Origin of the sequence: Xenorhabdus budapestensis (assembly GCF_017743015.1) — a bacterium.
GTDB lineage: Bacteria > Pseudomonadota > Gammaproteobacteria > Enterobacterales > Enterobacteriaceae > Xenorhabdus > Xenorhabdus budapestensis.
The window spans coordinates 999989-1011909 of the sequence record NZ_CP072455.1; the positions used below are offsets into that span (position 1 = coordinate 999989).

Sequence of the window (11921 nt, forward strand, 5' to 3'; positions counted from 1 at the left end):
CTTAGTTAGTTCAGGTCGATGTCTTTACCGCTAATTTGCACCGGGCCACTGGCCTCAAATTTGAATTCACTGCCCTGTATAGTGATTTTGCCCGAGCTGTCCATCCGTAGAACGCTGGCACCGCATTTCAGCTCAATCACATCACCGGCATTAATGGACAGGGTATTGCCGACTGCAATGGATTTATGGTTGCCGACCTGTTCAGTCTGGCTGGCCCCGACGGTGGTATTCATGCTGGTGCCGACAGTCAATGCGTAGACCATGCCGATGGTTTCCGTGCTGGTCATTTTCACCATTTCATTTTTGTGCTCATTCACCTTGATGGTCTGGTTTTTCTCCACGGTTTCGCTGTGGTTGGCCAGCACATGGGTATCGCGGTTATTGAGCACTTTGGTGTTCATGTCTTTTTGTGCGTGCAAATCCAGCCGTTCACTGCCCTTGGCATCTTCAAACAGCAGCTCGTTATAGCCTTGCCCTTTGTGGGTTTTGGAGCGGAATGCCATCTGAGTTTTGCTGCCCGGTAAGCTGCCCGGCGGGATATTGCTGGCATGGTAAGTACGCCCGGTGACGATAGGCTGGTCCGGGTCGCCGTGCAGGAAATCCACCACGACTTCCTGTCCGATACGTGGAATAGCCAGCATGCCCCAGCCCTGACCCGCCCACGGCTGACTGACCCGTATCCAGCAGGAGCTTTGGTCGTCGCTCTTACCGTATCTGTCCCACGGGAATTGCAGACGCACACGCCCGTACTGGTCACAGAAAATTTCTTCTCCTGCCGGACCGACCACTTTGGCGATTTGTGGGCCATCAATCACCGGTTTGGGGCGCGGTGCCGGACGCCAGTTCTGGTTCTGGCGGATGAAGGTGAAGTGACTGTTCAGTGTTGTGCCGGAGCCTGAGCTGGCGCTTTCCAGTGCCTGCGGCTGGCTGCCGTTGTGGCTGGCGGAAACGGTCTGCCATGATTGATTCAGGTCTAACCGGGGATGGTTATCAAGAATGAATAGTTTGCCCGGTTGCAGAGCGATGGCATTGCCGCTGCCTTGCCCGGTCTCCGCGTCGCTGCGCAGAGCCTCCAGTCGGTAACGGGTGAAGTCCTTGCCATGTGCCTCATCTTTGAAGCGACCCGGATAGTCGTAGTGCTCGTAATACAGTTGTTGCAGGTTTTCATCCCGCATCTGCTGCTGAAATTCCGCTGGCCAGGCCGGGTTCTTGAAGGTGTAATCCTTCAACTGTACCTGCGCTGGTCGCACTTGCGCACTGCTGGTCAGGCTGCTGACCGCCGGTTCGCCCAATGTGCTGACTTCACCGGGCTGATAGGGCAGGCGTATACCCGGTGGCACAGAGCCACAGTCATCGGCAAACACCAGAGTGTTGCGTCCGTTACTGCATTCGAAGAAGTAGAAAATACCTTCTTCCGCCGTCAACCGTTGCAGGAAATCGAAGTCACTTTCCTGATACTGTACGCAGAATTCGCGCTCCGGGTGCGGGTGGCGCAGGTTGAATACGACATCGCGGATACTGTGCTCTTTGAGGATGGTGGTGATGATATTGGCAATGTTGAGTTGCTGGAAGATGCGCGAGTTCTGCCGTAAGGTGGTGCGCCACAGGTCAGGGCGGATACTCATCCGGTAAGTGGTCTGGTGCAGGCCGGTGTTGCCCTGCTCAAAGCGGGTGACGATGCCGGTGATGCTGCGCTGTTCGATGCCGTTTTGCAGAATAGTCAGTGTTGCTGTGCGGTCAAGTACCAGCGGGAAACTAATGGCGGGAATAGCGCTTGCCAACCCCACTTCCAGTGCAAAGGGGTGCGAGAAGTGTTCGTTCAGGCTGAAGTCGGTGACAACAAAGGTCTGTGCAGGCAAACCGCCTGCCGTTAGGGTGAATAACAGGCCACTGGGGTCAGCACCACCCAGTAATCCCAATACCTGACCGGCTTGCTGTAACAGCTTGCCGGCCGATGAGTTACCCGCGGCAGCCTGAGCTGTCATTCCGGCTTTTTGTCCCGCACCACCGGCAAAGCCGCCACCACTGATGAGGCTACCGGCACCGACAGCAGGACTCCCGCCTGCACCCGTCAACAGGTTTTTGGCCTGCTTTGCCATCTGTGCAGTTTGCTGTCCTTGTCCTAACAGCGATTTTCCTTTCTTCAATGTTGTGGCGTGTTTTTTCACTGACATCTATTCTGTCTCCCTGAGATGATGGAATGTTATGCAATAGGCTATCCCGCCTGATAACAACGCAGGCCATAACATTCGGGCACAAGAGTTAAATTTAACTCAGATTGTCTCCGGCAAATGGGTTAATTAAGGACGCAATATGCGGTTTTACGATAATTTGAAGAGACGTTGTTGTCCGAATATATCGGTTGAACCGTGATAAATAAAATAGGAACAATAATAAATAACGAATGGGTAAAGTCCAAATCAAATCAAGTGAAATAAAAAACGGCATCCAGCAATGACAGTGTAAAAAGTTAAAATAATTGCCGTTTTAGAATAACATTCTCAATTAACGTATATAGTTAGCGCATCAGGCTATTGGTTATTTATCCGTAAAAGAAAGGATTTTCTTAATATTATGAAATAAAAATAAAAAATTAATAATATATTTGACAAGGCCATGATCATTTCTATTTCGTGAAATAGATCAAAAAAATTCCTTGATAAATGAGTTTTTATTTGCTGTTTTTTTTAAAAGGCAGCAATCAAAAAGGATTGATATTAAATATATAAATGCCAGTCATTCAAATAAACAGAAAGTTAAATCTTGCGATAAAATCATTCCTAAACGGAAATAAACTGAGTAATATTTTCTACATTTACCACGATGTTAATTTAGCATGGATAGAGGCTTCTTTTTGTGGGAATTCCCCGCTCCTGCTCGTTATATCGGCTATCCGAAAACTTCGGCTGTCGGACAAGACGGCATTGAACAGGTGTCTAATAAATAGCCATGATACATCATATGTGCTAATGTGGGTTTGTGGGAAACCTATGAGGAATGAATGATGAGTCGTTTAACTATTGATATAACCGATCAGCAACACAAGAGTTTGAAAGCATTGGCAGCGTTGCAAGGCAAGACAATCAAGCAATATACGCTTGAACGTTTGTTCCCTGACATGACTAATGATGATCAAGCATGGCAAGAGTTAAAAGCCTTGTTGAAGACACGAATCAATGAGGGGACAGAAGGCAAGTTATCTGGGAAAAGCATTGATGAAATCCTTAATGAAGAACTTGCTGAGAACGGACGCGATTAATGAATTATATACTGACGGAAGCTGCAGAAGCTGATTTACGCGCAATTATTCGTTACACACGTAAACAATGGGGTAATGTACAGACGCGCCGCTACATCACTACCCTTAAGCAAGGTATTGAGCGTCTCGCTTGCGGAAACGGATCTTTCAAGGACATGAGCGAACTCTACCCGGCATTGCGCATGGCACGTTGTGAATATCATTATGTTTTTTGTTTGCCACGCGAAAGTGCTCTGGCATTAATCGTGGCAATTTTTCATGAGAAGATGGATTTATTGACACGCCTTGCTGATAGACTTTTGTAATTTTGTTGTTTTTTAAGCCACGATCATTATCAGGCGTTAATCAGTGTCAACGTATATCCGGGCTAGACACCGTTATCAAATTAAGTGGGACGGATTTGGGACAGGTATCGAAAGGCAACCGCACGTAACTACGGGTAACTTTCGGTAAGGTGGGACGTGTGAGCACTGATAAATGCGGTAATTCGTTGATTTAAAAGATGGGCTTACTCTCTTCTAAGCCGTAGGTCACAGGTTCGAATCCTGTAGGGTCCATCCTTTAATATCTTACCGTCTTCCAAAGTCCACAAAACTCCAGTAAATACGCAGTATTAGCCATTTTTCGTTCTCCCGTAGTCTAGTAAGGTATGTTGAAATCTACGATCTTATGGGGGTATATTTAGGGGTATGTTCAGGTTCAATGAAGTGAGATACCCCCATGAAGCTAACAGCCCGACAGGTGGACACTGCAAAGCCGAAAGAAAAACCCTACAAACTTGCAGATGGTGGCGGACTATATCTATTGATTAACCCTAATGGCTCTCGTTATTGGCGGTTAAAGTACCGGATCGCAGGTAAAGAAAAATTGCTCGCATTAGGGGTATACCCTGAAATCTCCCTTGCCGAAGCGCGAACCAAGAGAAATGATGCGCGGCGGACATTATCGGGTGGTAATGATCCGATAGAGGAAAAGAAAGCGGAGAAGGCAGCCAAAGTATTTGCGGTCAACAATAGTTTTGAATCTATAGCTATTGAGTGGCACGAGTATAAACGCCCAAACTGGTCACAAGGGTATGCCGAAGACATTCTAGAATATCTGAAAAAAGACATCTTCCCGTATATTGGTAAACGTGCTGTTACCGAGATTAAACCTGCTGAAATGCTGGCTGTGCTGCGAAAAATGGAGCAACGCGGTGTTTTGGATAAATTGAAGAAAACCAGACAGGCCTGTCGGCAAATTTTCACCTATGCTGTTATTAGCGGACGGGCAGAATTCAATCCCGTTACTGATCTTGCCAGCGCACTGAAAGCGCCCAAGCAAAAACACTTCCCACACCTTTTAGCCGACCAGATGAATGATTTCCTCATTGCCTTGAGTGGTTATAGTGGCAGCCAAGTGACGCAATCAGCGACACGTATGCTGATGCTGACCGGAGTACGTACTATTGAGCTGAGAGAATCGGAATGGACTGAATTCAATTTCGATAACGATCTCTGGCAAATTCCCGCCGAGCGGATGAAAATGCGCCGCCCTCACATCGTTCCATTATCAAATCAGGTTAAAGCCATTCTTATTAAGCTGCACGAAATTACAGGGAGCGGGAAATACGTTTTCCCCGGGCGCAACGATGCTGGTAAACCGATGAGCGAGGCTGCTATCAATCAGGTTATTAAGCGTATTGGCTATGATGGACGGGCAACAGGCCACGGCTTCCGCCATACCATGAGTACCATCCTGCATGAACAAGGCTATAACACAGCTTGGATTGAAACCCAGCTTGCTCATGTTGACAAGAACAGCATCCGTGGTACTTACAACCACGCTCAATATCTGGATGGTCGCCGGGAAATGCTGCAATGGTATGCGGACCATATGGAGATGCTAGAACGAGGCGAAAATGTGCTGATTGGAAAATTTGGCAAAAGGGCGTAAATATATGATGATTTTTTGCGCAAGTGTGCTCGTAGCACACGAGCTTGTTTTTTATACATAATGCCAATTAAAAGCCAAAATTTCCTGAAAAAATAAATTCAACAAATTGGAAAAACAATTAACGCTGTTCATTTCGTCTTGCTTTTTAAATAATCCGCCTGTCATCAAACAACGTCCACGATGAGCGCTCAAGGACTCGGTAACAGGAGAAAAAATATGACAATGACAGCACCGAAGGAAAACCTTATTCGTTTGCCGGAAGTTCAACGCAGAACGGGTTATAGCAAAGCGTGGATCTACAAACTGATTAGTGCCGGAGAATTTCCGAAACAAGTCAAACTCGGCTCCCGCTCCGTTGCCTTTATTGAATCAGAAATTGATAACTGGATTGCCCAGCGAATCGCGGAGTCACGAGCGGAATAACATAAGAACGTAACATAAAAAAACAACGCCCCAGTGTGCTGGTACACATCTGAGGCGTCTGACCAACAACCGTTATACGGAGTAACGATGATGGCTGACATACAGCATACCCAAACTCGCCCTAAATTTACATCTTCAGATATCACAGGCAACCAAAAACCGCTTGACCTGATCCAGACCGTGAAAAAATCCGCTATGTATCATTGGGAAAACTTATTGCCTGCCTGTGGCATCGATATCCCAGCAAAGGGTAAACATGGTGCTTGTCCTGTCTGCGGCGGTACTGACCGCTTTCACTTTATCGATGATCACCATCATGGCAACTGGCATTGCCGCCAGTGTGATACCCCGAACTATGGTGATGGACTGGATTTAGTGGCAAGAACCAAAGGAATTTCCATCACTGAGGCAGCAAAAATCATTGCAGGCGTACTGGCATTGCCTTTGCCAGAACCCAAGCCCGCCAGAGAAATCATTCAAACTACGCAGTCAATTGCCGAAAAAGTGGTATCACTAATGGCGCAAACTGTCGCTGGTCAATCGCCCTATCTGGCTGCAAAAGGGCTGGATTTTCCTAATCAGCGGCTATTGCTCAATAATTCGACTTTGTTGGCACTGACAACACTGGATAAAAAAGTAACAGGTGCACAAATTATCGAACCCGATGGAGAAAAAAAATTATTGTCTGGCAGCCAGAAAAAAGGCGCATTTATTGCCCTGTCAGAGCCGGAAGAGTTCCCCGACACAGTGATTATTACCGAAGGCTACGCTACGGCACTTACAGTTAGCCGGCTTTATAAAGGCACTGTTCTGGCAGCATTGGATGCAGGTAATTTGTATTCTGTTGCTAAAGCGATTCGGGAACGTTGGTCAGACACAAAAATTATTATTGCAGCAGATAACGACTGGCATCATCCCGACGAACTGGATAAGCACGGCAAACCGAAAGTGAATATCGGTAAGATCTCAGCAGAAAAAGCAGCGCTGGCGGTTAATAGTTGGGTTACGTTACCACCGACAGAGCACAAAGCCGACTGGGATGATTACCGACAACAAAACGGTGTGGAAAAGGCAAAGCTGGCCTTTTCTCAGGGGTTTTATCAACCCGCACCAACAAAGAAAAAAGCAACCACTCAGCCCAATGATACCGAATCTTCCAAGCTGACATTATGCCAAATGGGAGCCAGCCAGCGCGGAGAAGTATTACTGGCACGTTATGACGGGGATTTAGCACTGGATGGGTCTTCGGAAACTGTTCATCACTATGACGGTATTGTCTGGCGTCCGGTCAGTGACCGCGATTTAAAACGGGAAATGGTCGCTGCTTTCATGGAAGAGAAACTGCCGTATTCACCGCATGGTATCAGCTCTGCCGTGGATGCTCTTAAATTACAGCTTCCCATGATGCAGCTGCCAGAACGCCACTTAATTGGATTCAGCAACGGCGTGTTTGACCTGAAAACGTGCCAATTCCGGCCTCATCGCAAACATGACTGGTTGCTACTGGCGAATGACGTTGAATTCAATTCCCCTGCTTCGGGGGAAACTCTGAAAAATCATGCCCCGCAGTTCTGGCGCTGGCTCAATCGAGCAACAGCCAATTGTGAGAATAAGTTTGAGCGGGTACTGGCAGCCCTGTTTATGGTTCTGGCAAACCGTTACGACTGGCAGTTGTTTCTGGAAATCACCGGCGCTGGAGGCAGTGGCAAAAGCATCCTTGCTGAAATCTGTTCAATGCTGGCCGGCAAAGGTAACACTGTTTCTGCGAGTATGGCTGCACTGGAAAACCCACGGGAACGGGCACTGATTGTGGGATATTCGTTGATTATCCTGCCAGATCAAACTCGCTATGTGGGCGATGGCTCCGGCATCAAAGCCATTACAGGCGGGGATGAAGTCGCTATCGACCCGAAGCATAAACAACCTTATTCAACCCGCATTCCTGCGGTGGTCTTGGCGGTAAACAATAATGCCATGAGTTTCAGTGATCGCAGTGGTGGCGTATCACGGCGTCGGGTAATCTTCAATTTTTCCGAAGTTGTGCCGGAAAATGAACGTGATCCACTTCTACGGGATAAAATCGCAGCAGAATTGCCTGTGATTATCCGGCATCTGTTGTATCGGTTCACTGATCCACAGGCTGCAAGGCGTTTACTGGCTGAGCAACAGAAGTCAGAAGAAGCACTGGATATCAAACGTGGCACAGATCCACTGGTCGATTTTTGCGGCTACCTGATTGCATCCGATGAAGCTGACGGCCTGTTAATCGGTAATGCAGAGATTGTGCCGTTCAATCCCTGCAAGTACCTTTATCATGCCTACCTTGCCTATATGAAAGGTAATAACCTGAATAAACCTGTTTCCGTGACCCGTTTTGGTATGGATATGCCGGGCGCACTGGCGGAATACAGTCAGCATTACCTGCGCAAGAAAAGCAAATACGGCATTCGTAGCAATCTGAACCTGAATATTGATACTGCTATTGAGTGGATGCCAAAACTGACAAGGAATGACCAGCCAGAAGAATAAATTATTCTTATTGGAGACATTTTTCGAAGAAATATAAAAAAGTGTTCACCACTGTTCACTCTATAGTTTAAATCAGATATATCAATATATTATAGGGTGAATGGTTATTTTTAAACTGTTCACAAGTATTCACCATTGTTCACCTTTTTCTGGTTTGAGGTGAACGGTTGGTGAAGAGTGGTGATGAGTCTGATTTCAAGTCATCACCATTTAACAATATGAATTTAAATAAAAATATTTAGAAGTGAACAGGGTGAACAGTTTTATCCCTAATTCTTTAATAGGGTGGGACTGTGAAAATGTTTTTTCTGGCAGGCAGGGTGTTTTCAGATTCTCTGGTTTGTCTGGTTAATGTATTAGCCGGACAAATCAGAGAAGACAAGCGCAGCGCGTCAGAATGATTTTAATCTGTCGCACTACGTGAAATTTAAAAGAGGTAATTATCTGATTTTATTTAGTCAGAGAAGTTAATCACAATTTTCCTGATGTATTTTTATTATTACTGAAACATATAAATAATTTTATTATATCCTGCTCCCTTAATGTACCTAAAATACATCATGGTAAGTTTATTGCTAAATTATTTTTACCATTCAGGCAGTAAATAAGGATTGATACACCAAAAAATTATGGAGAGTACAAATGAGCAGGGTAATGGATAAAATCAATCAACTACTTGATCGCTCAGGTTTAATATTCACACTGATTACAGAAAATTTACCCGAACAAACATTCGCAGTCGTAGATTTTTCACTTCATGAGTCACTCTCTTCCCCCTTTCGGCTGGAAGCCACACTGACCTGTAAAACCCCTGATATTGACTTTGCCGATGTCCTCGACAGAAATGCCGCTTTTGCCGTACACAGTAATGGGCAGGTTGAACGCCAAGTGACCGGTATGGTGACACATTTTTCACTGCAATCAACCGGGCGCCATCAAAGCCACTACCATATCACTATTCAGCCCCCTTTATGGCGCGCATCCTTACGGGTTAATAGCCGGATTTTCCAAAATCAGTCTGTCATGGATATTGTGGAAAGCCTGCTCAGAGAAAATGGGGTGCGGAATTTTTTCTTTGCTCTCGGTTACAAGCATCCGCCGAGGGAATTTTGTGTTCAGTACGATGAAAGCGATTTGGCCTTTATCCAGCGCTTACTGGCTGATGAGGGCATTTTTTACTATTTCACATTCGATCAGGATCAGCACGAGCAACGCATTGTATTTCACGACTCCTGCCTGTCTCTTAATCAGGTAATTACCGTCCCCTATCGCCCAGAAAGTGATGTGACTGGTGAAACAACTTGTATCCGCCAATTTAGCTGGTCAGAACGCGTTGGTGTTGCCAATATCACGACCAAAGACAGGACTTTTAAAAACCCTCGCTGGAATCGGGAATTCTGGTATGAAGGGCGCAATCTTGACAATCAGCGAATACTGAACAGCTATCACTATTACGATTTTCCCAGCCGCTATAAAGATGATGAGTTAGGACAACGGGCAAGTCAGTATCGTCTGGAATACCTGCGGCGGGACACTCAGCTTGGTAACGGGCATGGTGACTGTTTTGCCATGTGGCCGGGGCAGTTATTTAACCTGATGGATCATCCCAGAGAGGTTTTTAATGACCAATGGCAATTAATTCAGAAACCCATTCAGGTCAACAGCCACAAGCCGATGAAACCCAGTCAGGCGGTAGCGGTACGTGGCTGTCTAATCAATTTACCTTCACCACCCGAAAAAACTCTTACCGATCTTCCCCCTACCCGAAACCCCAAATGGAAGGCCCACATATTGCCACAGTTGTTGGGCCGGAGGGCGAAGAAATCTTCTGTGACGAATACGGGCGAGTCCGTATCCAGTTTGACTGGGACAGATACGGTGAATTTAATGACCGCAGTTCTTGCTGGGTACGAGTCAGTCAGGCGTGGGCAGGGCAATTAATGGGCATGATTGCCATTCCCCGTATTGGTCATGAAGTATTAGTCGATTTTGTCCACGGCGACCCCGATCAACCAATTATTGTCGGGCGGGCTTACCATGCCAATAACATCCCGCCAAACCGCCTGCCGATGGCGAAAACCCAGATGTCTATCCGCTCGAAAACCCATAAAGGTGAAGGGGTTAATGAACTGCGCTTTGAAGATGAGAAAGATCGCGAAGAGGTCTTTATCCACGCTCAGAAAAACCTCGCCATTCAGGTGCGCAATTCACGAGGAGAACGCATTAACTATGACCGCACAACCAGCATTGGTCATGACGATGAACTGGTGATAACCAATAACCGCAAGGTGACCGTCGAAGGTCAGCAGGATCATAAAACCACGGGCAATTATATTGAGCAGATTGACGGTGATCGCTCATTACAGCTCAAAGGCGATCTGGCTGAAAAAATTCAGGGGGTAGTCAGTGTGGATGCACAGGGCGATCTCACTCTGCAAAGTGGCAGCAAAATCACTCTGAGTGTAGGTGGAAATTTTGTTGTGCTTCACGCGGGCGGTATTGATATTAAAGGTGCGGCGATTAACCTGAATTCCGGTGGCAGCCCCGGCGATTTACTGGCACCCGCTAACCCCGCCATCCTGCTGGCCGCAGCAAGCGAAGGCTCAATGTTTGTTGCCCACTGCCCAATGAAAGAGAAGGAGAAGCAGGAATGAGTCGGGAAAAGTTCTACGCCATTATTGATGGTGCGGCGGAATCTGATCTGTTTTTGATGCTGGAGCGCGATGACCCGCCTTCCGCCTGTCTTTATGGTGAACCCCTCCAGCCAGAACTGGTGGAAATTGCCCCTTATCTGGTACAGGTTACTGAAGAGGTCAAAATCTGGCTGGAATGCCGCAAAACCCCGTGGGGAATTTTCGTTCACAGTGCGGCGGACATGAAAACCGTGCGTCAGCATTTACGAAAATACCTGCAAGTATTGCTTCCCCAACAGGAAAAACCGGTCTTTTTCCGTTTTTATGATCCGCGCAATATCTGGAATTTTCTGGGAGTATTGAGTGACTGGGAAGTACATTGTTTTTTGGGGCCAATCACGCGGATCACAACACTTTACCTCGAAGAAGAACGCACAGATAACTTTGTAAAAATCAGAGAACCTTTTCCTGCTGGTGCAACCAGTAAGCGCAAAATGTTAGCTATCACAGAAATTCAGCTAGAGAAAATACAGGCCATTTTCACCGAGCGGTACATTGAAAAATTAGCTCACTTAATCCCTGAATGGCTGGAAAAAGCCCCCTTTGATTTTATTCCCCATATCGACACGGTGGAATGTGCACGGCAATTTTTTGACTGGTTCGGTCAAAACGGTATTACGGACGATCGTAATGTTCGTGGGCTGCTCCAGCTTTTTATCATCCGACATTATCTCACCATCGATGATCTACCAGCGGCTATATATGCCCAATTAACCGAATACAGTCAGCCGGGGTATATGCGAGCAGAAAGTGTATTAATTCAAGAAATGGGTCAGGTGCCTCTTTAACCAAAATAGGGAACAACAAGATGGGTAATGCAGTTAAAGTGGGCGATATTGGTACAAAGCACGGTGATTGTCCTGCAACCCCCGTTATTGCAGGCGCCAGTACCGTTAAAGTTGATGGCGTCTATCTCGCACGGCAAGGTGATGCACTGGCTTCTCATTCGTCACACTCACGGGCGATAGCGGGAGGTTCCGGTTCCGTATTTATTGAGGGAAAACCTGCCGCTAGAACGGGAGATGCTGTTGATTGTGGCGGTGTCGTGATTGGCGGTGGCAGTGTGAATATTGGTTAAGGAA

8 protein-coding genes and 1 pseudogene are annotated in these 11921 nt (G+C 46.7%); 8 read left to right on the plus strand and 1 reads right to left on the minus strand.

Going from position 1 to position 11921, the window contains the following annotated elements; all coding sequences use genetic code 11:
* Nucleotides 1–5: 5 nt before the first annotated feature.
* Complete coding sequence (locus HGO23_RS04545; protein WP_209028118.1) at nt 6–2174, minus strand: type VI secretion system Vgr family protein; 2169 nt, start codon at nt 2172–2174, stop codon at nt 6–8.
* An 827-nt stretch (nt 2175–3001) separates the two neighbouring features.
* On the opposite strand from HGO23_RS04545, the gene HGO23_RS04550 reads away from it, so the two are divergent.
* From HGO23_RS04550 to HGO23_RS04585, 8 genes and pseudogenes are all read left to right on the plus strand, one after another.
* Complete coding sequence (locus tag HGO23_RS04550; protein WP_244967887.1) at nt 3002–3259, plus strand: antitoxin; 258 nt, start codon at nt 3002–3004, stop codon at nt 3257–3259.
* A complete protein-coding gene (locus HGO23_RS04555; protein ID WP_209028119.1) occupies nt 3259–3564 on the plus strand; it encodes a type II toxin-antitoxin system RelE/ParE family toxin in 306 nt (101 codons plus the stop codon). Before HGO23_RS04550 ends, HGO23_RS04555 begins: the two co-directional genes overlap by 1 nt.
* Nucleotides 3565–3979: 415 nt before the next feature.
* Nucleotides 3980–5194, plus strand: a complete 1215-nt coding sequence (locus HGO23_RS04560; protein WP_209028120.1) for a tyrosine-type recombinase/integrase — start codon at nt 3980–3982, stop codon at nt 5192–5194.
* A 216-nt stretch (nt 5195–5410) separates the two neighbouring features.
* On the plus strand, nt 5411–5617 hold the full coding sequence (locus HGO23_RS04565; protein ID WP_209028121.1) for a helix-turn-helix transcriptional regulator: 207 nt from the start codon (nt 5411–5413) through the stop codon (nt 5615–5617).
* A gap of 90 nt (nt 5618–5707) precedes the next feature.
* Nucleotides 5708–8146, plus strand: coding sequence for a toprim domain-containing protein (locus HGO23_RS04570; protein WP_209028705.1), 2439 nt, complete (start codon nt 5708–5710; stop codon nt 8144–8146).
* A 654-nt stretch (nt 8147–8800) separates the two neighbouring features.
* A pseudogene (locus tag HGO23_RS04575) lies at nt 8801–10800 on the plus strand (type VI secretion system Vgr family protein).
* A complete protein-coding gene (locus HGO23_RS04580) occupies nt 10797–11627 on the plus strand; it encodes a DUF4123 domain-containing protein (RefSeq protein WP_209028122.1) in 831 nt (276 codons plus the stop codon). Before HGO23_RS04575 ends, HGO23_RS04580 begins: the two are co-directional and overlap by 4 nt.
* A 20-nt stretch (nt 11628–11647) precedes the next feature.
* Nucleotides 11648–11917, plus strand: coding sequence for a type VI secretion system PAAR protein (locus tag HGO23_RS04585; RefSeq protein ID WP_209028123.1), 270 nt, complete (start codon nt 11648–11650; stop codon nt 11915–11917).
* Nucleotides 11918–11921 lie beyond the last annotated feature (4 nt).